Here is a 21,897-nt window from a genome sequence, read left to right as displayed (position 1 = left end):
ATTTAAGTTGTAAAAGAAATAGTTTTCACAGTTTTTTATGTAAATGGGATGTAGCAATCAAACATGACTGATCAAAGAGTGTAAATTTGATTTTAGCATGAAGGCAGCATCACTGGCAGATATAAAAAGAGAACTAAAGCAAAGGAGTCCTGAAGAGTTGTTGACAATATGTTTACGCCTGGGCCGATTCAAAAAAGACAATAAAGAACTCCTAACCTACTTGCTTTTTGAGGCTGGAAATGAACAGAGTTATATCAAGCTCTTGAAAGAAGATATTGATGACATGATGGAGGAGATCAATATGAGTCATCTTTATTATGTAAAAAAAGGGCTTCAGAAAATTGTCAGGTCGCTAAATAAGTCCCTTCGATATTCAGGACAAAAGCAGACAGAAGTTGATGCAAGGCTTTATTTCTGTCAACGCATACAAGATTCTGGCATTGCTATAAACAAGCATACGACCATCAAAAACCTGTATCATAGAGAAATCAAGCGTATTGAAAAGGCATTGTCAAGTCTTCATGAGGATCTGCAAGCGGATTATCAATATGAGATAGAAAAACTTTGATATTTCAACAGATCCGAATAAAACATAGAAACCTTTGGAGAGTTATATAATCAAGGAAGTCTTATATGATTCAATTGCCTCTTAATAACTAGCAATTGGTTTCGAAGACTGATCTTGTACTATAAAAATGGCCAAAATGAAAAAACTCAATTCCTTCATACTAGTTCTATTAATCTGCTTTACTGTTATTTCTGTCTCATGTGATAAAAACAACGATATCGTATTGTTCAGTATCAACAATGATATCTCACTTGGACAGCAGGTGGCAGCTGAAATTGAAAGTATGCCTGAGCAATTCCCAATTTTGGAACGGTCAGCCAATCTGGAAGCATACGAATACATTGAGAATATGATGAATGTCATTTTAGCGTCTGGTAGCGTGAGTTACCGAACAGAATTTCCATGGAAAGTCAATATTATTGATGATCCGGAAGTATTAAATGCATTCGCTACTCCTGGCGGCCAGATATATGTTTATACAGGTTTGATTTTCTTTTTAGAGAGAGAAGATCACCTCGCTGGAGTGATGGGCCATGAGATTGCTCATGCAGACCAACGTCACAGTTCTAAACAACTCCAAAGGCAGTACGGTGTGAGCGTCCTTTTGAGTATAATTACCGGCGGAGACCCTGGACTTCTTACTCAAATAGCAACCTCACTCGGAACCTTAAAATTTAGCCGTGATGCAGAGGCTGAAGCTGACGATTACTCTGTACTCTATCTGGCAGATGTAAATGACTTTGCCTGCAATGGAGCAGCCGGCTTCTTCCAGAAACTATTGGATAGTAACTCATCAAGCCAGCCGGAATTTTTAAGTACCCACCCAAGCCCGGACAATCGGGTAGAAGACATTAATGCGAAAGCAACCGAAGAAGGGTGTGATACTTCTCTGGGAGATGATTCCATTTCTGACTATGATGCTTTTAAAGCCTCTTTACCCCAATAGCTTTGGTGTTTATTGTTTCATAGGACTAAAACCTCCTATTATTAGTCAATTCACCTAAATTTATATTGTATATGCAATATGGATAATGGGACAAAAGCTATCCGTTAGAGCTACTTTATTCGTGTTTACTCTTGCAGTCATTGTTGAAGTGGAGTATTTCAGCGAGCTTGCATTATACGACGAGTTGCCACCTTTCTCCCTCGGAAAGATTATCCTCAGTTTTGCTTCTTTCGCAACCCAAACATTCTTTCAATTTCTTTCCATTTACTACGTTAATATCCAGATAATAAAGTTCCTTGATAGTAAACTTTCATGGGATAAATCATTTACAAAACGATCTATTTCAGAATTTTTTCTAACGACTTGTGCTGCTGTTTTTATTACGATCCCTTTTCTGATATGGATAGACTATGGGTTTTTAACTCCTTTTTGGGGGTTCCCAACAGATGGATTAGTAATCACGTTATATTATAATATTCTATATATCGTTGTTTTGAATTCACTATTCATTGTCAGTTACGAAATCTTCCACCTTTACATTCAAAGGCAAAAGACTCAGCTCAATCTGGAAAAAACAATGAGGCAGAATATTCTAACCCAGTTTGAAGCACTTCGGTATCAGGTTCATCCACATTTTCTATTCAATAGTTTGGAATCGCTTCTTCATCTAATAAAAACGGATCAAAAACGCGCACTTGAGTTTACTGAAAACTTTACGAGCATTTATCGGAATGTACTGAAGACTGTAGAATCACCAACGATTACAATTGAAAAAGAATTGGAGTTTGTAAGAAGCTATGTGTTTCTTCAGCAGATTCGTTTTGGTGATTCATTTGAAGTTCAGTTTAATGTAAAATCCTCCGGTAACATTCCTCCGTTTGCCATTCAATCATTGGTTGAAAACGCAATAAAACATAACGGACTATCTGAAAAGAATCCACTCAAAATCGATATCAGTGAGAATTCAGGTTATATTGAAATAACTAATAATATCATCCCTCAATCTCGTGTATCAGCCAGTGGGATTGGGTTAACCAATCTCAAAGACCGCTACAAATTAATCACAGATATGAGAACTAAATTCGAACGGACAGAAACACATTTTGTAGCAATGATCCCCATATTAAGTGCATAATCATGGCAATTAAAGTACTTATAGTTGAAGATGAATTTAACGCTGCAAATAGACTTCAGTCACTCCTTAAAGAAATTGATACAACAATCTTGGTGCTTGATCATCTCACATCTTGTAAGGCAGCAATCGAGTGGTTAAATACACATCCTCAACCAGATATCATTTTTTTGGATATTCAATTATCGGATGGTCAGAGTTTTGAAATCTTGAAAAGCACTAATACTAATGCATCTCTCATATTTACAACAGCATTTAATAATTATGCGATTAGAGCTTTTGAGCTAAATAGTGTTGATTACTTACTTAAGCCGATAGAAAAAGATCGATTAATCAAGGCAATTGATAAATTCAAAAAACAGCATACGAGGCATTCGCCTGATATATCTGCAATAATTGAGTCGCTTGAACAGAAGGAATATCGCTCAAGGTTTATGGTGTCTTCAGGCGAAAAAATTGTGTTGGTTGACTGCAATAAAATTGCTTACTTTTTTGGACAGGATAAATACACCTACCTCCACTCGTTTGATAACCATCGGCACCTTATTGACGAGTCGCTCAAAGACTTAGAGCTCTTGCTTGATCCAACTGATTTTTTTCGTGTAAACAGGCAATTTATCATTCATGTGAAGGCGATATCTGAGATGTATTCTTATTCCAAGAGTCGTATCAGAGTTATCCTCAATCCACCAACGAAAGAACAGGTGATAGTTAGTGTAGATAAATCACCATTATTTAAAAAATGGTTACAGCGTTGATTCTTCCTGTTTACTCCATCATTATTCCCACTCACTCCGGATAACTTTCATTTGTCTTAGTGCTATAAGAGGTTTGTTTTCATCATCAAAAGAAAACACTATGAAAAATCTCTTGGTACTCACGTTTCTTATAATCTTACTCATACCCTCACTGGCGATTTGTCAAGGGCTGATCTTGAAATCAGCATTAACCTCATCAAAATTAGTTGGTGATGACACGGAAGATTTAACAAGAACTCAGCGATTTCAAGTTGGCCTCCATTACGGGTTCACCTTGAAAGAAAACCTTTTCCTGACACCTGGAATTAATTATTCCCAGCGTGGAGCATTTTATGAAGAAACGGAAACCCATTCCTTTTTTCAACTTCCAGTCACAACTACAGCTCGAGCTGAATTATCTCTGGACTACATCGATTTAATACTTCCGGTAAAGTTCATTATGCATGACAGAGTTTATGCGCTTGCTGGGATTTATGGATCTTTTGGCGTAGACAAAAAATCTGAATTCACCTGGAGAGAATGTGTTGATGGAAATTGTACAGGTATGAAAGAAGACCTTGAAACCAGCGAAATATCTGATTCGGACAATGGGATTATTCTAGGGCTTGGCCTTAGAATAATTAATAATCTAGCAATCGAAGGGGTGCTTCAAAATGGCTTCAAGAACCTATTTGATGAGGAGGATAAAGTCACCAATCAATCGCTAAACTTTGGTGTTGCCTACCACTTTTAAAATTTAATATTATGAAAAATCTTTTGATAACTTTTTCAGTGATTATCTCATCAATACTTCCTGCATGTGACACCACACTTTCATTTGATGAAAGGGGTATTATGATAGTGGAAGTAGTGAATAATGGGACGCCACAATCAGATGTTGATTTAACACTTTACAGAACTGTCGACGATTGGGCTTTTGATGAAAATAGATTGGGAGTTTACAAAACCAGTGAGAATGGAGCTGTAGCTATACCGCGATTAGATGCTGGTGAATACTATATCGATGCGGTTTTTGACAATTTAAACAACTGGCAAACCCCCTATGCATTGTATGTTGAAGATGGCACTATTTATCATAATGGTGTTGAAATTCACGAGACCGTCGATGGGTACATTTCAAACGCAGAAGGAATAGCTTGGAGTATTAGCCAGGTGCTGGATGAAAATGGCGATCCTCATTCAAGCAGAGAATGTGAGATAAATGACATAGTGATGTTTACAAGAGCAGGAGCTTACGAGCGAACAGATATAAATGATGATTGTGGGACATCTTTTGTAGAAGGAAGCTGGTGGGGTGTAGGTACAGATGAGTTATGGTTATTGCTTGATGAGGGAGCAACGGTAATTCCAACTACCGTTACATCACTTTCATATTCAAGCTTTAGACTCACTTATTTTATTGACTCAGAATGGCTAACTTATGTGTTCGAAAGACAATGATTTAGGCAATTATGAAGCTTAGATTTATCACCATATTGTTTTTTTTAATGGCTCAACTTTCACTAGCCCAGTCAATGGATAGTGTGAAGAAGAACATCAAAGTGAACCTGGTGCTCTCAACAGGAGAAATCAAAACAGGGGCATACCATTCACACTCGATCGATAGTTTGATTGTTCTTGAACCTTTTTCTGAAGTACGTAAAGCTCTTAGAAATAGATCTCAAAGTGCACTTTTTCGGCAATATGCTTTCAATGATTTGAAAGAGACTAAGATTTCCAAAAAAAGCGTTGGCGCTGGTATGCTAAATGGTGCGCTTATCATAGGAAGTATTGGGGCAATTATTGGCGCTGTTACTAACAGTAATGATGGCTACATACTCAGTGGTCCGGAAGTAGGAGCTCTTTTGGGTGCAACCATATCGGTACCACTTGGAGCACTCATTGGCGGAAGCACTAAATCTGGCTTTAAACCTATATACAAATACAATTCTAAGAATGGACAATGGTCACAGAAAAATTATCTGGAACTCAATAGTGAAATTAAGGAATTACAAAAACAGATAGGTCGAAGACTTTTTGGGATTGCAGGAGCTGGATATTCCTCAGAAACCATACATTTAGGTGTCAGATATTTGGTTGATGACGTCAATTCAATCAATATCCATGGGAGCTTTATTCTTGCAGCGGCAAAAGGTTTCGGATTGGATTACCGAAAAAGTTTCGGTAAACCCATTAATAGCAGAAAACCCTACTTCATTTTAGCCGGGGCTTCTTACAAATGGAATACAGATAGAATTGACAATACATTCTACTTAAGCACCTCTATTGGGAAGGACTTTTACTTTACTAAAAACACCGGATTAAGTGTTGATATAGGATATGATTATTCAATCAAAAATGCCAAATCATCAAACTTGAAATCCTACCTGGGACCAAGGTTTCATTTCTTTTTTTAAAAGCGAGATCTAAATCAGCTAAACAAGAATTAACATGAAACTCATAAAAATATTGTTTTTGTGCTTTACCATGGTGACCACCATGCAATCGAATAGTCAGACAATTCAGGTAAATAACTTTGAGCTGAGATGTGAAGATTGCTTAGGAATTGTAAAGGACTCACCGAATTTGAGAGCCGAAACAATCAAGATTATCGAGGATAAACTATCAGCTAAGTTGGGTATTAAAGAGTTTATTTATATAAATCCGGATAAGTTCATAGAGAAAAAAAACACATTTATTTTTCCAGGTATTAAACCAAAGATTACCGAGGGAAAAGCTGATTATTTTGCTAATATCATTTACCGATTTGTAAAGGGAGGTACAACAAGCACCCCAAAATACACCATCCAAAACGTAAATTTCAAGTTGCAGGTGTTTGTGGTAAATAAAAAGCGTAAAAAAGTGCTTAAGGAGTCGATCGTAATTCCTGCACAGAAAAATGCTTTTACCCCATATATCCATGATCAATGGTATTCAGTTGAAGACATTGAATATCTTCTTCAAACGGCCAATTCAAGCTTATTTTTAAAAAAGAAAGGCAAGCCGAAGCGTAGGGTATTGAAAGCGGGAAAGTCTGAGGAGCTTAAAGCATTCCTTGATAAAACTGACTCACTGCTGCTTCGAAACAAAAAAAAGAACTACATGCTTTTTAGCGAAGGAGATGAAGTGCAGCGTTTTGTAATGAAACAAGGAGTTAAAAATGAAGAGTTTACAGAGCGTTTTTTTAATCTGGACCTTTCAGATAGGATTAAACAAAAAATTAGCATTGACGAAATGAGATCTGGAAAACGATATGATGTCGTAAGCTCCGTATCTGCACAGGAAAATTTTAATCATTCATGGACTGGAGATGAAGATGATCCAATGGTAACTTTTTATGAAGGAGATACTCTCGTTTCGGCGTTGACATTAATTCACGATGATTTAATTGGTAAGTGGGGCACTGATACCTTGAAAGTAATCGAAATCGACAGTGACTATTTGGAATACCGTATGAATAATGAAAAAGTGGGATTGAGTGCCCAGCTGACTGTGATTGAAGGAGGAAAGAAAAATCGAGTGACGAAGTTTCACTTTTTGAAAAGTCTTACAATAGAGGAAATTCAGAAACTGATTTATGCCTACTTTGCCCACAATCTAGCTGTAGAAATGGAATATGAGATAAGCATGGAAGACGATTGAAATTGAAATAATGGTAATCGTTTACTCATCCTTAAGCGTCTCCACTGGATTTCGATTTGCTGACCGCAACGACTGAAAACTAATGGTTACGATCGCTATTAACATAGCTGCTATAGTTGCAGCTATGAATACCCAAACTTCCATAGGCGTGCTATATGCAAAATCCTGGAGCCATTGACTAACAAAATACCATGCAATAGGGCACGCCAATAGGATGGCTATCAGAACCAATCTGGTGAATTCTTTTGAGAAGGTAACAGCAAGCTCCGAGACACTGGCCCCCAAGACTTTTCTAATTCCCAACTCTTTGGTGCGCTGCTCAGCAGAAAATGCGGCCAGCCCAAACAATCCAAGACAGGCAATAATCATCGCCATGATGGTAAAGACATTGAGTATAGTTGCCATTTTCCTTTCTGACCGGAAGGTAGCTTCAAACTCCTGATCCATAAAACTGTACTCAAAAGGAACCGTAGGATCTATCTGCTTCATTTCTTCTTCAAGTGAGATGAGCAGTTGATTTAGGTCGTCTGTTGAGGTAATTGCCTCCTGGTTTAGTCGCATAGAGTAAAAAGATAGTCCTGCGCCATAATCCCAGACAATATCATTGTAATGATGAATTAAAATCAAAGGAGCTATTTCTTGTTTTACACTATTAAAGTTGAAATCTTCCGCCACCCCGATCACTTCATGTTCTTCTTCACCGCCTGAGGCAAGCGCGACAGATTTTCCAACGGCATTTTCTACATTCCATCCAAGGTTTTTGACCGCTTCCCTATTCAATATCACCCTATACTTATCATTCTCTCGATTGGAATCAAAGTTTCTGCCAGAGAGAAATTCCAGCCCTAAGACCTCCAGGTAATCTTCATCAATCCGCAGGTTGTTTAGCTGAACAACAGGGGTTTCCGGGCCGGCCGCCTTGTAGCGATCACTTGAATACACAAATGGCGGAACGCCGAATGATTTACCAACCACAGTGAATTTTGGGTTTGCCGCCAGCCGGTTTTTTAAGGCCTCAGTTTCGAACCCCAATTCTTCAACATTGTGTAGTTGAAGGATGTTTTCTTTGGCGAATCCGATATCCACATTTGAAGCATAGGTAAGCTGCTTTTGAACAAAAAATGTGGTGATGATCAGTGCGATGGAAATGGTGAATTGAAAAACAACCAACCCGTTTCTGATACTTCTTCCTTTGAAGCCGGTTTTGATTTTTCCTTTCAACGATTCAATCGGTTTAAAAGATGATAGATAGAGTGCCGGATAGCTGCCGGCAATAAAACCGAGTGTCAAAATGAATGCAAAGACAATCAGGTAGAATGTTGGGTTTTGAAAGAACGGAAGGATTTCGATTTGCTTTTCTGCCAGGTGGTTGAAGGTACCCAATGTGAGCTGTACAACCATCAAAGCAAGCGCAGTGCTTGTAAGAACAAAGAGCACAGATTCTAAAATGAACTGTTTAACGATGGTACTTCTTTCAGACCCAAGCACTTTCCTGACGCCCACTTCTTTGGATCTGTTGGTGGCTCTTGCAGTTGAGAGGTTCATGAAGTTAATAGCTGACAAGACAAGCACTAAAAGCCCTATTGCGCCAAATATTTTAATAAAAAGCGGATTTCCTGTTGGGCCAAAAGAATGGCCTCTCGGTGATCCGGCAATGTACACTTCGCTCAATGGCTGAAGATCCAGCTTCCATGGATTTCCATCGGTGAACTCTTCGAATGTTTGATTGAAAATACGTTCTGTGGTAGGTGGAGCCCATTTAGGCGGAATTGCCTGAATATCTCTTTCTAAGGCTGCCACATTCGTACCTTCTTTGACCAAACCATAGGTAGAAAATGCTGTCCAGATCCACTTCCATCCATGAGCCTGCATCATTTCAGATTCACTCTTGAGTGAAACCAACATATCATATTGAATGTGAGATCGAGTAGGAACATTTTCCAGAATTCCATTGATAGAAAAGGCTTTCCATGAATTATCATACTGTTTGATCTCAATGTTTTTTCCAATCGTTTCCTCAGGTCTGGCATCTTCGCCGAAATACCGTCTCATGGTCTTTTCGGTAATCATTATATTTTGTGGGTCATCGAAAGCTGATTTAGTGTCTCCTGCTTTGAGCTTGAAGGAAAAGACATCAAAGAAATTTTCCTCTGCAGCATAGATTCGATCTTCTTTGAAGGCATTTGATCGGTTACCGTTATTAGCAGCGGTTGCCGTTAGTGACCCAAGGGACAATATTCGCGTCACCTCTTCAAATGCAGGCGCATCCTCGCGCAATGCAGTGGCTAGATTGGGGCCGGTGCTGGCCATCATCCTGTCCCAGTCACCCCATATAAATGGTTGATTCACACGATAGATTCGATCTCCTTTTTCGTGAAAGGCATCAAAGGTCATCTCATCATGGATATATAGTCCAATCATGAAGCAGGTACTTATTCCAATCGTTAGCCCGAGTAGATTTAGTACAGTGAATTGTTTTTGTCTGATGGCATTTCTCCATGCCATTTTTATCATTGATTTAAACATGCCGTAGTTATTGAGTCTTTGTCCGCCACCGGCGGGTTTGATAATATCTCTCCTGAAAAGGAGAAGTGTGTCCTTTATAAATTTCCAGTCAGCTTTTTTCTTGCCCAGTTCTTTTACTCGCTCATCATAGAGCTCCATAAGATCCCCTTCGATTGGTTTTGCCAATCGTGGATGGCAGTACCATCGGAAGAACTTGAGGAAAAGCTTTGGTGGGTTATGCATGATCTTTCTTTTTTTCCACCCCCAACCCCCTGAAGGGGACTTTGAGAAGATTGGAATCAGCCCTACCCTTTAGGCCGGGCCGACGTTCGGTTGGGGTAGAGGGCTGATTCAAATTGATGTAAGCTCCACACTTCATAGTGTTGCAAATTTCACATCCAATGAGACGGACGGAATGGCCTCCCAAAGTGAATTACGAGTTTCTTTGGTATACTGCATCGCTTCTTTGCCAAGTGCAGTAATCTTGTAATACCGTTTGGGACGACCTGCACGCTCTTGCGTAGCATCCTTGTCAAGCGATTCCAGATAATCTTTGTCTTCCAGTCGCTTCAACGCTGACTGTAAAGCCCCGACACTTACGCTGCGGTTCAGTCGATTTTCTATTTCTTTTTTGATAGATACGCCATATGCATCGTCATAAAGAATAGCGACCGTGAGCATCACGATCTCCTCGAATTCACCTAGTTGGAACTTTTTCATTCGTAATTAATTATTTCCTAATTGTAGTATTTACGAAGAAAGAGAATTTTGGTTATAAATTCCTAATTGTAGTAAAATTATTTTTGGAAGAAGTCTGTGTCGAGAATTTGTCTTTTAGCTTTCGGAAAGTTTCAAACTTTCCGAAAGTTGATACCTAGGTGTGGCAGAGCCTTACTCATCCTTGAGAGAATCTACAGGATTGGCATTTGCTGCCTTTATAGTTTGCGAACCAACAGTAATCCACGCAATCAATAGTGCTACACCAGCTGCTATGGCAAAAGTCGACATGGAAAGTTGAACACTTTCAGCGTAGTTTTCTAACCACCTTAGTCCGAAGAGGTAGCTAATAGGTATAGTAATTATGATTGCCAGGAATACAGCTTTTGTGAAATTATACGTCATTGAAAGTGCGAGTTTCCATCTATCGCATCCTAGTACTTTTTTGATTCCAATTTCTTTGACTTTTCGTTGTACTTGAAAAATGGTAAGTCCGAATAAACCCAGGCATGAAATCAAAATCGCTAATCCTGAAAAGATGTGGGACAAATTGGCCATTCGCATTTCAGAATCATACATGGCCTGATAATCCTGATCGACAAACTTAGGCTCAAAAGGATAACTAGGATTGAACTCTTTATATAGCGTTTCCAATTTCTCAATTGTTTCAAATTCCTTTCCATTTTCCATTTTGACCATGATATAGTGCGCTCTTTCCGGTCGATAGAAAAACATGGCTGGTTCCATCGGATTGTGGAGGGATTCTGTTGTAAAATCCTTTACAATACCAATGATTTCTTTTTTACCTGTGTAGTGCTCAACCGTTTTGCCAATGGGGTTTTCTATACCCATCATTCGAATAGCGGTTTCGTTGAAAATGACACTTTCTTTTTCGTTGTTTAGTACTTCCTGGAAGGTTCTTCCTGCTACCAATTCCAAACCGAGAATATCTACGGAATGAGCGTCTCCATTATTTTCCCAAACATTGACCTGTTGATCTTCACCTTTGCCAACCCAGTCTAATCCGCCGGTTCGGTTTTGCATGTTTGGGCTCACTGAAAATCCGGTTTCAGAAACCTGCTGTACACCGGGGATGCTTTCGAGCTCCGAAATGAAAGCCTGACCATTTTCAAACAGCTGCCCTTCTCTTAAAAAATAGAGGAGGTTATCTCTGTCATACCCCAGGTTTTTGTTTAAGGCATAATCCATTTGCTTGCTCACTATTAATGTTCCAACGATTAGCAGTATGGAAAGAGAAAATTGAATCAAAACCAATGTCTGTCTGCCCCATGCTTTATGATTTTGGCTTCCGAGTACCTTAGATTTAAGGGCCGTAATAACCTTCAGTCTGGATAAATGAATGGCCGGGTAAAGACCTGCAATTATTCCAATTATTGGAATAAACAGTAAGAAATAGACGATCATCATAGGTTGTGGAAGAAGCGATAGCTGCTTGCCGGTCAATTGATTGAAAGGTTCCATAAGAGCAACAACAAATAGTATCGCAGCAAGGGTGGCAAGGAACGAAAGTAGGAGTGACTCAAAGAAAAACTGGAAAGCAAGGTTTCTTTTGGACGCACCGAAAGATTTTTTCACTCCTATTTCTTTTGCCTTAAGCGATGCAAATGCGGTAGATAAATTCACGAAATTTATACAGGCGATTAACAAAATGAATGCGGCCACAATGCTCGTTAGCTTTACATACTCAATCCTTCCTCCCACTTGCTCGCCATTCTCGTACTTTCCATAGAGGTACCTGTCTGAATAACCCGTCAGAAACAGTTCTACGTTTTCATTGGATTGATTGGCCTGAAAGATTTCGTTCAGTTTTTCCTCCACCAGACTTTTCTGCGAGAGGTCGTCAAGTTTTACCAAAACTCTTCCATAGAAATTTCCCCACCCTTTATAGTTAATGAGTTCATCATGATAAAAGGTCCATGGAAGGATGAACTCGAATGGTTCAGAGGTGGCCGAGGTAACGTCTTCTAGTATGCCGGCAATTTGGAATGTGTTTTCTCTGCTCCAGAAATGCCAGTCTAAGGTTTCTCCGACTACATCTTCTTTTCCGAACATTTTCATAGCCAGAGATTTGGTGATCAAAATATTTGTGGGTTCGTTCAATGCGGTTGCATCACCACTCAAAAGTGGATAATCTAAGAGTTTTAGATAGTCGAAATCGGCAAATCGACCTTTCACCCTAAACCCTTTTTTATTAATACTCAAAGTATATTCATGCACATCCGTGGATACTGCGGAAGCAACAGCCTGTGGAATCTGAGTTTCAATTTCTGGTTCTATGAGTCCAGTTACACCTCTGGAAACGGTTATGCCGCTTACGTTAGTGAATTTGGAATGGACTTGAAATAGTTTATCAGATTCTGCATGAAACCGGTCCTTTTGCAGTTCATCGTTTATCCAGAGCACGCTGAAAAGCACACATGTGAGACTGGTGATAAGACCAATTAAATTGATACCAAAGACTGCTTTGTGTCGCTTGAAACCACGTAGAGAAATAAGTAGGTTGTGCTTAAACATGCCGTAATAGTTGAGTTTTTTTGTTCCTTCAAAATTTTGGATGATCCCCGGCCTGAAAAGCCTGAGCACATCGAGTGCGAACAGCCATCTGGCTGATCGGTTTTCATTCGTCCTTTTTTCAAATCGCTCCAAAAGATCACCTTCAATATCTTCCACATAGTCCGGATGGCAGAACCAACGGAAGAAATGGAGGGGATATTTTGGGGGTTGTTTCATAACTTTCTTTTAAATCCTGACAGGTTTTTGAAACCTGTCAGGATTTACAGTTTATTCATCTCTCAATGATTCAATGGGGTTTGAGAGTGCGGCATTTACTGTTTTAAAACTCATGGTAATGAATGCCACCAGCAAAGTGATCAAAGCGGATACAGCATAGACCTCAACACCTAATGAAATGCGATACGCGAACCCATCAAGCCAGCTGTTCATCACATACCAGGAAAGTGGTACAGAGATAGCAAGGGCAATGATGAAAAGCGTAAGGAAGTCCCTGGAAAGAAGGGCAATTATTTGCGTGATGGATGCTCCCATCACTTTTCGCACACCTATTTCTTTATTTCGTTGGCTGGTGCTATAGATAGTTAATCCAAATAAACCCAAACATGCAACAAAGATTGCTAGCCCTGAAAATGTGGTGAATATCATTCCAAAGCGTTCATCAGATTCATACTGCGCATTAAAGTTTTGATCCACAAAACGTGTATCGAACGGACGATGTGGAACGATTCCCTGCCAGATGTTTTCAAGCTCAGCGATCGTTTTCGAAAAGTCATCACTTTTTAGTTTAACTGAAATGGTTGAAACATTAAAACGGGTACCAAAACGGAGTGATAGAGGCTCTACATCTTCATGCAAAGACACATAGTTGAAGTCTTCCACTACCCCAACCACTTTTCCTTCGCGTCCCCATTGGCGGAAAGACTTCCCGATGATGTCGGCAGGGTTTGGATAGCCAAATAGCCTGGCAGCAGATTCATTTAGAATTAAGGCATTCGCAGAGTCCAAAGGAAAATCGTCTGAAAAATTTCTCCCCGCTACCATATTCATTTTATAGGCAGGGATAAAATCTTCGTCAACTTCATAGATAGCAGGACCTTTATAAACAATTTCTCCTGAAACGGGATCGGCAACTCCTGTTCCTGCATTTGGAAAAAAATCACCAGGCACTGCTCGTGAAACAGAGACTATTTCTACGTCTTTATGTTTCAAAAATTCTTGCTTAATGAACTCACGTTTTTGTTGAACCAGGTCATCATACCCAAAGTCAACAGCCAGCATTTGTTCTGAGTCAAAGCCCAGATCATACTTCTGAAGATAATCGAGTTGCGATGAAACAACTGCAGCTCCTGCAAGCAAAATGATGGATAGGGAAAACTGAAGAATCACTAAAGATTTCCTGAGCCAGATGCCTTTGGACGATGTTTTAAAGGAGCCTTTAAGCACTGTGACTGGCTTAAAAGTCGATAATGCAAATGCAGGGTAACTCCCGGCCGCTATTCCTATGAATAATATTCCCCCCAAAGCGAGTAGCGCATTTTGAGGTGTAAAAAGCCAATCGATCGGCAATGTTTTTCCGGAAATGGTTTCGAGCAGTGAATGACCAAAAATGACGAATACAGCGGCAAGTATTGAAGCTATAAAGGTTACAAGAATGGCCTCCACCAAAAATTGATATATCAATGCCTCACGATGAGAGCCAATTGTTTTTCGAATCGCTACTTCTTTTGCTCGCTCTACTGATTGGGCGGTAGAAAGGTTCATGAAGTTGATACAGGCAATTAGTAAGATGAACAGAGCGACAGAAGTAAAGATATAAATGCTCCCCATGCTCCCAACAGGGCCAGGCTGTCTTCCTGCTTCCGAGTGAAGATACGCATCTGAAAGAGGTTCAAATTTTATATGATAGTTAAAATCGTTAGGGAAGTTGGCCTCCAAAAATTCGGGCACTTTTTCCTGAACCTGCTCAATACTTGTACCTGGCTTTAGCGTGAAGTAGGTGTAAAAATCCACATAACCCCATGAATCGAATATTTGCGGACGTGAATTTCGAAAGGTGCTCATAGAGATCAGTCCATTGAAAGAGAAATGGGAATTAGTGGGCACTTCTACAACACCAGTTACTTCGAAAGGATCTTGATTATCCATGATAATGGACTTACCCATGGGGTTTTCGCTTCCAAAGTATTTCTCGGCTAATCTCGGAGTTAAGACCACCGTATTTGGCCTCTCAAGGGCAGTTTTAGGATTTCCTGCTATTACTTTCCAGTCGAAGATGTCAAATGCGGTGGAGTCTGCAAAAAGAACGTCTGATTCTGAATAGGTAATCGAATTGTAGGAAAAAAGCCACGACGCATCACTGGTAAAACGAAAGACCTTGTCTATTTCAGGAAAAAATTGCTGCATCGCAGGTGCCACCGGTGCATTTCCCCATACCTGGTATTCATTCGTAGGAAGAGATGTGTAATCAGGTGCTTCACCTTGCTGTCCGTAATAGTGAATCACCCGGTAGGTAGTTTCGTAATTGCTGTTATAGGTATCGTAGGATAGCTCATTGTTCACGTAAATGAGAATCAGAATACAGCTCGCGATCCCAACGCTCAACCCTGCGATATTGAGGGATGAGAATGTTTTATGCCTGCGAATGTTTCGAAGACCTATTTTGAAATAATTTTTAAACATGTCGTAGTTATTTAGTTTTTGACTGCCTGTGATTGGCTTTATAATGCCGGGCCGAAATAGTTTTAGCACATCCAGCGTGAACAGCCATTTAGCTGCTCTATTTTCAATAGTCCTTTTTTCAAATCGTTCGAAGAGATCCCCTTCAATGTCTTCCGCATAGTCCGGATGGCAGAACCAGCGGAAGAATTTGAGCGACCATCTCGGTGGCGATATCTGGTTTGGTTTGTTCATTAATAGCTGAACTTCACGACAAATTCAGGAACAGCATTCCATAGTCCAAGGCGCTGTTCTTTTGTTTCCTGAAGAACGTTTTTCCCTGCCGATGTAAGGTGAAAGAATCGTTTTCGCTTACCTCCACGAACAGCAGTAGCTTCACCCATCTCTGAGGACAGATAGCCTTTCTTTTCTAATCTTCGAAGCACAGTTTGTAAAGCTCCAATACTCACTTTTCGATTGAGTCGCTTTTCCATCTCTTCGATGATGGCAAACCCATACGCTTCATCTGTAAGGATTGCTACTGTGAGCATCACCACCTCTTCGAATTCACCTAGTTGATGTTTTCCCATGATTAACCATTTTCTTGGATAGAAAAGATTTTGATTAAAATGACGACCTTTTTATAACCCTTTATCCCTGAAGGGAAAGTCAACAACTCCCTTTAGGGCAGGGGTAAAAAATGGTGCCTGTATTAAATCTTTTCTAAACCTAATTCTCATTTTTACCTTAAATGTAGTATTAATAATTATTCTTATACCTTATTTGTAGTTTTAATGTTGCGTTTCGGGATAAAATTTTTAATGTAGTCCAGCTTACCTTTTAGCCAAAAATGATTTTTATGAGCTACAAGATGCCTTTTTAATCGGCTACATTTGAAGAAAAATTTTAATGAAATATCTCACTATTCTATTATTGGCTATGTTGATGGCATGCCAGTCGAACAACCAAAAAGACAGCCCCGAAGAGGCTACTCAGGCAGAAGCGATCTATGAAGCACCTTCTCATCACAGCGAATCACTCACCAAAGTGATGGATACACACGGCGGCTATGAACAATGGTCCAAAATGAAATCACTTTCGTACATGAAAGGGGAAGAATCAACGATCACAAACCTTCAGAATCGGAAGATTCGAGTGGAGTCACCAAAGCAGACAATCGGGTTTGATGGAGAAAATGTATGGGTATCGCCGGATACCATTGATGCCAGTAGAGCTAGGTTTTATCATAATCTGTACTTCTATTTCTATGCTATGCCTTTTGTTGTCGGTGATCCGGGCGCTTTTTACGAAGACGTGGAACCTCGTGAACTATTAGGCAAAACCTACAACGGGATCAAAATTTCCTACGGCGAAAACATCGGAGACGCTCCGGACGACAATTACATTTTGTGGTATGATCCTGAGACGAACAAAATGGAATGGCTGATGTACACAGTTACCTATCGAAGTGGGGAACCAAGCGATACTTATAAACTGATCAAATACGATCAATGGAGAGAGGTCAATGGATTGCTACTTCCTACGACTATTCAATGGTATCAGTTTAAGGATGACACAGTTGGTGTGATGAGTAATGAGGTTGTTTTCGAAAGCATTGAGCTATCATCAAAAGAGGCGCCTGCAGACAGCTTATTTGTGATGCCGGAAGATGCACAAATAGCTCCGCTGAATGTTGGGGAAGGGTAATTTATTCAACCGGCGTATCATGGAAGCCTGCTCTCAGCCAGCGGCTTCCATCAAAGATCCAAAAATTGGATACCCTGAATTTCTTGTTAAACTGAACGCCATCTTCAACTCCTGTTGTTGAGATCAGGGCAGTCGCTATTGCGGCATCATCATACATTTCAATGGATAGCTCGTTCATCTCGTAGGATTCAACGGTGAGATTTCCGTTGTTAAGTTTTTTGGAACGGTCTTCCATATACCCAATCCATTTTTCCTTGCCAAAAGACTTCCATGAGCTATTGGTGTGTACATAGTTCTCAGTAATCATAGATGATAGCTTTTCGTCATCACCGATCTTATAAGCCTGGTTAAACTGATCAATTGCTGTCCTTAAGCTTTCCTCAGAGGGGGCTTGCTGGTTTGTGCAGGAAAGGAACGCGGAGACAATAAATATGGTAAGGAGCTTATTCATTTTATCTTTGAGTTTAATCATCCCTAATTTCTATGAATAAGTTATACATCGCCTTGCTCATTTTTGTTGCTTTACCCGGCAGCTTACTTTCCCAGGATACAAACAAATCTCCCTTAGAAGATTTGCCCGATTATATTACGCAGATTACTTATTTCGGGGAACGAGCAGATTGGTCACATGATGGTGAGCGTATTCTATTTATTGAAAAAACTTTTGGTGATGTATTTGAAGTTGAAATAACAACAGGTATCATCCAACCAATGACTCATCACTTTTTCCATGAAGGATTTGTGCGTGCGCTCTATCTCGCTAACGGCGACATCCTACTATCAGGAGCTCGTGAATTTGACTCAAAAAATCCATGGAAAAGCAGGGATGCTAGAAATGCGGAATTATGGGTGTTGAAAAAAGACCTTAAATCTCCACCGGTTCCACTGGGAGTACACTGCAAAGAGGGACCTGCCGTTTCAAGAACGAAAATGAATATTGCCTGGGCACTAGGAACCACTATCTATAAGGGTGAAATAGATTATGATGGAGAGAAACCCAAGCTGAAAAACTGGAAACCACTTTTTACAGCAGGCGACCTTCCCACGCCAGCTAAGGGATGGGATCTGGAAACCCAAAACTTTAATCCAAAAAATGAAAATGAGTTGTTCTTTTATGCGTTCGGCGGACAGTTTGGTTTTCAGGCAGAAGTACTTGGCTATGACATGGAAGAAAAAGAATTTACCAATTACTCCAACAGCAAAGACACCTACGATGAAGCAGAGGGCATATTTCCTGATGGATTAAGTATGCTAATTGAGAGCAACAGGCATAGAGCCAACTATAAAGGCATGAAGGAATTTTTGACCCTGGATATTTACAAACTAAAACTCGATGAATCGGGAGATGTAGAACGGATAACATACTTCAACGACAATCCGGAATATAAGGCATCTAACCCTGTTGTCAGTGATGATGGTCGCTATATGGCTTTTCAATATGCGCATGCAGCAGATGCAGCAGGGAAAGGAAGAGGGATTTTGATTCTGGATTTTAAAGCATGGGAAAAGAAAAAAGGGAAGCGGTAAACTTCCCTTTTCTAAAACTTTTAAATACTGTTACTCTCCAATCATCACAAACGCCCCCCAGTAATAAGGTTTTTTATATTTTTCCCTCAATTTTTTCTGAGCGGTATTGAAAGCCAGCTGTTTGTCCCCATGTGATAGCCACTCACGATAGAAGGTGGTCATAAGCTCTTGGGTTGCATCATCATCTACCGTCCACATTGACATGATAATCGCGTCTGCACCGGCAATTTGGAAGGCACGTTGAAGTCCATAAACCCCTTCACCATTTTTGATTTCTCCTAAACCTGTCTCACAAGCTGAGAGTACCACCACATCTGTTTTATCCAGATTCATATTCATTGCTTCAAATGCGGTAAGGATGCCATCATTTCCATCTGACTCAGAAACGATGGTTCCGGTCTGGATGAAGTTGTTGGCACCAGCTAGAATAAGTCCTGATCTTAGCAAAGGGTTCTGAACATATGCATCATCTGATTGTGCATCATGGTCCTGCTCCAGAAAAAATCCGTGCGTAGCAATGTGAAGAATATTCGGATTATTAACACTTTTTACTGTACCCTCAAGGGCTTCATTGAGAAAATACGTGTCCCTGTTCCTGTCATTAACAGCATACAGGCTATCGATTAGTTCTACTTCTTTTTTCGTGCCTGGAAGCATCCCCAATCCATTGAATGACTGCATGTATCTTACCAGGTTTCCTCGTACACCTCTCGGAATACCCCTCGAAAGTTCTTCTTTACTCGTCTTACCACGAGATCCTCTTGCACCCCTAACTCCTCGATCTTTTGCGCTACCATCATCACTTAAGGTGGAGCCCATTGAATACTGAGGATAGCCAAAGAATACGCTTCTTCCTCCGTCCTCGAACGGTTGACTTTCTTCCAGCAAGTCTTTGGTGTTTGTCACCAGGGCAAGATCGATTTCATTTAGGAGATAATCTTTGGTTCCTGGGTTCTGAAGCGTGTAGATGCTGATTTGGTTGTACACCCCGTCAGGGGCGAAATAGATTTTATTGATACCCTCCAGTCTTCGGGCAATTGGTTGCCAGAACAATCGGTAGCTATAGTTTTCAGAAATTTTGTACTTAATGGCATTTCGATAATTAGCAAGAAATTTTTGTTCCATCTGAGCTCCGTTTCGAAGGATCACCATTTCAGGATGATCTTCTGTATCATGTCGGACTATCATTGCCGCATAGTACACTTCATCTGTAAAAACTCCGGATGAATCTGTGGAAAAGTCCCGGTATCGGACCATTTCAACGGCCGCTTCTCCAGGCGCTAATGAGTTTCTAATATCTTCCCATGTGACAGACTTGTTAGCAAAGTTTTCTCCAAACGCTTGCGATGATTTACTTAGTTGTTCTTCAAGCACATTCGAGGCTTCTGTTAATGAATCAATTTTCTTGTTTCTAACGCCGATTTCAATATCAGTAGCGCTGAATAGCTTAGCCAGTTGTTCTTTTTGACTAATCCATTCCTCAAACATACTGATCAGGTTTTCATCACCACTAGCAAGAATACTCTCTCTTACCTTAGAGGTTGCATACATGATCAGTCCTTTTAGAGCCAGCTGATAATTATAAATTTCCCCCAAGAGATCTTTGTCTTCTCGCGAAGTTTCTTCTATGAACGAAACGTATTGCTCAAATGCAGGACGAAGATTGGTGTAGTAAAAAGTCGCTTTTTCTTCTTCAGTAAGGACTGGGAAAAAGGTATTGATTTGGTTAAAATAGTTGTCAAATGTTTCCTGATAAAACTTTAATGCTTCCTCATTATTTCCTTCTTTCCAATTGACAATGGCCAATTGGTTAGCACTACGTGCAAAGTAAGGATGCTGATCCCCCAAAGCTTTTTTTCGTATTTCATAGGCCCGATTTGCAAGTGGTTTAGCTTTGTCTACTTCCTCATAGCCAAGGTGTGCATTGGCTAAGTTAAAATAAGGAAAAGCCGTTTCGGGGTGATCCTCACCAAGTGTTGCTTCATACGTTTTTATGGCTTTTTGACCATAATCTATCGCTTCATCTATTCTCCCTCTGCGAGCGTTTAATAGGGAGAGGTTATTCTGCACACGACCATAGTCAATGCTTTCTTTTCCAGCACTGGTTTCAAAGACTTGCATTGCTTCCAGGTGAAGCTTTTCCGATTCTGTATACTGTCCGTCATACAAAAGGGTAAGTCCCAGGTTTAAAAGACTTAGGCCATAGGTAAAGGAATCTTCACCATAATAGTCTTTATCCTCTTCAAGGATATTTCGTTGAAGTGCTGTAGCCCTTTCATAGTCGCCAAGGTTGAAATAGACAATGGCCAGATTATTTTGAAGGCCTGCTATAACATCATCATTTTCTCCCTGCATCCTGTTCACCAGGTCAATGGCTTGCTGGAATATTTCTTCAGCTTCAGGGAGCTTCCCTTTATCCATATAGATCACCCCCAGACTGTTGAGAGTGGATACATATTCTATAGTGGTTTCAAGGCCATTTTCCTCAAACACACTTAGGCCTCTTAGAATATTTTTTTCTGCTTTTTTAAAGGAACCTTCGATGGCATAGGCGTCTCCAATCCATTTGTAGGAAACTCCTTCTTCTACTGACTTTTTTGCAACTTCTTTTCTTATACTCTCAGCTTCACTTAATCCTTTGTTGACCTGCTCGGTTTGCAGGTACAACTCTATTAGAGCCCTGGATGAGTCAAAATATTCGGCACTTTCTTTTCCAAACTCTTCAGCGTCAGCCTCTTGAATAGTGATAAGAAATTGCTCAGCTTCTGTGTAATATCCTAGCTCCGTTTGGAGAGTAGCCATATTGTAGAGAAGATCTTTTACATCACTAGTTGGCTCAATCTTCTTTCTTAGATTCAGCTCCAGTTGATAAAAGTCAAGGGCTTTTTGATAGTCGCTTAATTCATAGTCGTATGCCTCTGCCAGATAACTGTAAATATTAGCTGCAACCGTATCTTCTTTTGTGAGGAAGGTCTCCTTGGCAATAGCTTCGTTATCCAAAATGGTTTCATAATCATAGTCCAGATAAGCATCATCCAGCTTGTAATAAAGCTTTTCAGCCTTTTTGCTCTCGAAGGCATATTGAGCAAAAAGGGTAACACTAACTAGGGTTAAAGCTATGGTATATAATAGTCTCATGGTAGTGAATTTAGTACGAATTAAGCAAGGGATTGGCAGATTCAAAAATCACACAATCAATCTCGACCTAAAGATAGCATATATAAGT

At 40.0% G+C, this 21,897-nt stretch carries 17 protein-coding genes; 10 read left to right on the top strand and 7 right to left on the bottom strand.

Going from position 1 to position 21,897, the window contains the following annotated elements; all coding sequences use genetic code 11:
- Positions 1 to 97 precede the first annotated feature (97 nt).
- The 8 genes from CHB71_RS00275 (at position 98) to CHB71_RS00240 (ending at position 7,025) form a co-directional block, all read left to right on the top strand.
- Positions 98 to 568 (top strand): hypothetical protein, encoded by a 471-nt coding sequence (locus CHB71_RS00275; RefSeq protein WP_089354878.1) that lies wholly within the window; start codon positions 98 to 100, stop codon positions 566 to 568.
- Between the two features lie 127 nt (positions 569 to 695).
- Complete coding sequence (locus CHB71_RS00270) at positions 696 to 1,514, top strand: M48 family metalloprotease (protein WP_089354877.1); 819 nt, start codon at positions 696 to 698, stop codon at positions 1,512 to 1,514.
- Positions 1,515 to 1,599: 85 nt separating this feature from the next.
- The gene (locus tag CHB71_RS00265; protein WP_089354876.1) at positions 1,600 to 2,649 is read left to right on the top strand and encodes a sensor histidine kinase; all 1,050 of its coding nucleotides are present in this window, start codon (positions 1,600 to 1,602) and stop codon (positions 2,647 to 2,649) included.
- A 2-nt stretch (positions 2,650 to 2,651) separates the two neighbouring features.
- Entirely contained in the window at positions 2,652 to 3,404 is a 753-nt protein-coding gene (locus CHB71_RS00260) for a LytR/AlgR family response regulator transcription factor (RefSeq protein ID WP_089354875.1), read from the top strand.
- Between the two features lie 175 nt (positions 3,405 to 3,579).
- Positions 3,580 to 4,137: an outer membrane beta-barrel protein gene (locus tag CHB71_RS00255; protein ID WP_221406653.1), complete on the top strand. Its 558-nt coding sequence runs from the start codon at positions 3,580 to 3,582 to the stop codon at positions 4,135 to 4,137.
- A gap of 11 nt (positions 4,138 to 4,148) precedes the next feature.
- Entirely contained in the window at positions 4,149 to 4,844 is a 696-nt protein-coding gene (locus CHB71_RS00250; RefSeq protein WP_089354873.1) for a prealbumin-like fold domain-containing protein, read from the top strand.
- A 47-nt stretch (positions 4,845 to 4,891) separates the two neighbouring features.
- Entirely contained in the window at positions 4,892 to 5,800 is a 909-nt protein-coding gene (locus CHB71_RS00245) for a hypothetical protein (RefSeq protein ID WP_144017276.1), read from the top strand.
- A gap of 34 nt (positions 5,801 to 5,834) precedes the next feature.
- Entirely contained in the window at positions 5,835 to 7,025 is a 1,191-nt protein-coding gene (locus CHB71_RS00240) for a hypothetical protein (RefSeq protein WP_089354871.1), read from the top strand.
- A 21-nt stretch (positions 7,026 to 7,046) separates the two neighbouring features.
- Here CHB71_RS00240 and CHB71_RS00235 read toward each other — a convergent pair whose 3' ends face one another.
- The 5 genes from CHB71_RS00235 to CHB71_RS00215 form a co-directional block, all read right to left on the bottom strand.
- Entirely contained in the window at positions 7,047 to 9,773 is a 2,727-nt protein-coding gene (locus CHB71_RS00235) for an ABC transporter permease (protein ID WP_089354870.1), read from the bottom strand.
- A gap of 132 nt (positions 9,774 to 9,905) precedes the next feature.
- A complete protein-coding gene (locus CHB71_RS00230; protein WP_089354869.1) occupies positions 9,906 to 10,250 on the bottom strand; it encodes a PadR family transcriptional regulator in 345 nt (114 codons plus the stop codon).
- 171 nt (positions 10,251 to 10,421) lie between these two features.
- Positions 10,422 to 12,998 (bottom strand): FtsX-like permease family protein, encoded by a 2,577-nt coding sequence (locus CHB71_RS00225; RefSeq protein ID WP_089354868.1) that lies wholly within the window; start codon positions 12,996 to 12,998, stop codon positions 10,422 to 10,424.
- Between the two features lie 51 nt (positions 12,999 to 13,049).
- Positions 13,050 to 15,692 (bottom strand): ABC transporter permease, encoded by a 2,643-nt coding sequence (locus tag CHB71_RS00220; protein WP_089354867.1) that lies wholly within the window; start codon positions 15,690 to 15,692, stop codon positions 13,050 to 13,052.
- Positions 15,692 to 16,027: a PadR family transcriptional regulator gene (locus CHB71_RS00215; protein ID WP_089354866.1), complete on the bottom strand. Its 336-nt coding sequence runs from the start codon at positions 16,025 to 16,027 to the stop codon at positions 15,692 to 15,694. Before CHB71_RS00215 ends, CHB71_RS00220 begins: the two co-directional genes overlap by 1 nt.
- Before the next feature lie 319 nt (positions 16,028 to 16,346).
- Here CHB71_RS00215 and CHB71_RS00210 point away from each other — a divergent pair, with 319 nt between their 5' ends.
- Positions 16,347 to 17,144, top strand: coding sequence for a DUF6503 family protein (locus tag CHB71_RS00210; protein ID WP_144017275.1), 798 nt, complete (start codon positions 16,347 to 16,349; stop codon positions 17,142 to 17,144).
- Between the two features lies 1 nt (position 17,145).
- Here CHB71_RS00210 and CHB71_RS00205 read toward each other — a convergent pair whose 3' ends face one another.
- Entirely contained in the window at positions 17,146 to 17,595 is a 450-nt protein-coding gene (locus tag CHB71_RS00205; RefSeq protein WP_179213264.1) for a nuclear transport factor 2 family protein, read from the bottom strand.
- Positions 17,596 to 17,627: 32 nt separating this feature from the next.
- Between CHB71_RS00205 and CHB71_RS00200 the strand changes: the two genes are divergently transcribed.
- Positions 17,628 to 18,671 carry a TolB-like translocation protein gene (locus CHB71_RS00200; RefSeq protein WP_089354863.1) on the top strand — a complete coding sequence of 348 codons (1,044 nt, stop codon included), beginning with the start codon at positions 17,628 to 17,630 and terminating at the stop codon, positions 18,669 to 18,671.
- A gap of 30 nt (positions 18,672 to 18,701) precedes the next feature.
- Here CHB71_RS00200 and CHB71_RS00195 read toward each other — a convergent pair whose 3' ends face one another.
- Complete coding sequence (locus CHB71_RS00195) at positions 18,702 to 21,809, bottom strand: CHAT domain-containing protein (protein WP_089354862.1); 3,108 nt, start codon at positions 21,807 to 21,809, stop codon at positions 18,702 to 18,704.
- Positions 21,810 to 21,897 lie beyond the last annotated feature (88 nt).

It is taken from the genome of Ekhidna lutea (assembly GCF_900188325.1).
In the GTDB taxonomy this organism is placed as follows: domain Bacteria; phylum Bacteroidota; class Bacteroidia; order Cytophagales; family Cyclobacteriaceae; genus Ekhidna; species Ekhidna lutea.
This window is presented reverse-complemented; position numbering and strand designations above follow the sequence as displayed.

Bases quoted from the DNA above. Each gene is read 5' to 3' on its own strand.
- CHB71_RS00260 (WP_089354875.1), top strand. From the start codon at position 2,652: ATGGCAATTAAAGTACTTATAGTTGAAGATGAATTTAACGCTGCAAAT.
- CHB71_RS00195 (WP_089354862.1), bottom strand. From the start codon at position 21,809: ATGAGACTATTATATACCATAGCTTTAACCCTAGTTAGTGTTACCCTT.
- CHB71_RS00215 (WP_089354866.1), bottom strand. From the start codon at position 16,027: ATGGGAAAACATCAACTAGGTGAATTCGAAGAGGTGGTGATGCTCACA.
- CHB71_RS00205 (WP_179213264.1), bottom strand. From the start codon at position 17,595: ATGAATAAGCTCCTTACCATATTTATTGTCTCCGCGTTCCTTTCCTGC.
- CHB71_RS00235 (WP_089354870.1), bottom strand. From the start codon at position 9,773: ATGCATAACCCACCAAAGCTTTTCCTCAAGTTCTTCCGATGGTACTGC.
- CHB71_RS00220 (WP_089354867.1), bottom strand. From the start codon at position 15,692: ATGAACAAACCAAACCAGATATCGCCACCGAGATGGTCGCTCAAATTC.
- CHB71_RS00210 (WP_144017275.1), top strand. From the start codon at position 16,347: ATGAAATATCTCACTATTCTATTATTGGCTATGTTGATGGCATGCCAG.
- CHB71_RS00200 (WP_089354863.1), top strand. From the start codon at position 17,628: ATGAATAAGTTATACATCGCCTTGCTCATTTTTGTTGCTTTACCCGGC.
- CHB71_RS00250 (WP_089354873.1), top strand. From the start codon at position 4,149: ATGAAAAATCTTTTGATAACTTTTTCAGTGATTATCTCATCAATACTT.
- CHB71_RS00225 (WP_089354868.1), bottom strand. From the start codon at position 12,998: ATGAAACAACCCCCAAAATATCCCCTCCATTTCTTCCGTTGGTTCTGC.
- CHB71_RS00265 (WP_089354876.1), top strand. From the start codon at position 1,600: ATGGGACAAAAGCTATCCGTTAGAGCTACTTTATTCGTGTTTACTCTT.
- CHB71_RS00270 (WP_089354877.1), top strand. From the start codon at position 696: ATGGCCAAAATGAAAAAACTCAATTCCTTCATACTAGTTCTATTAATC.
- CHB71_RS00275 (WP_089354878.1), top strand. From the start codon at position 98: ATGAAGGCAGCATCACTGGCAGATATAAAAAGAGAACTAAAGCAAAGG.
- CHB71_RS00245 (WP_144017276.1), top strand. From the start codon at position 4,892: ATGGCTCAACTTTCACTAGCCCAGTCAATGGATAGTGTGAAGAAGAAC.
- CHB71_RS00240 (WP_089354871.1), top strand. From the start codon at position 5,835: ATGAAACTCATAAAAATATTGTTTTTGTGCTTTACCATGGTGACCACC.
- CHB71_RS00230 (WP_089354869.1), bottom strand. From the start codon at position 10,250: ATGAAAAAGTTCCAACTAGGTGAATTCGAGGAGATCGTGATGCTCACG.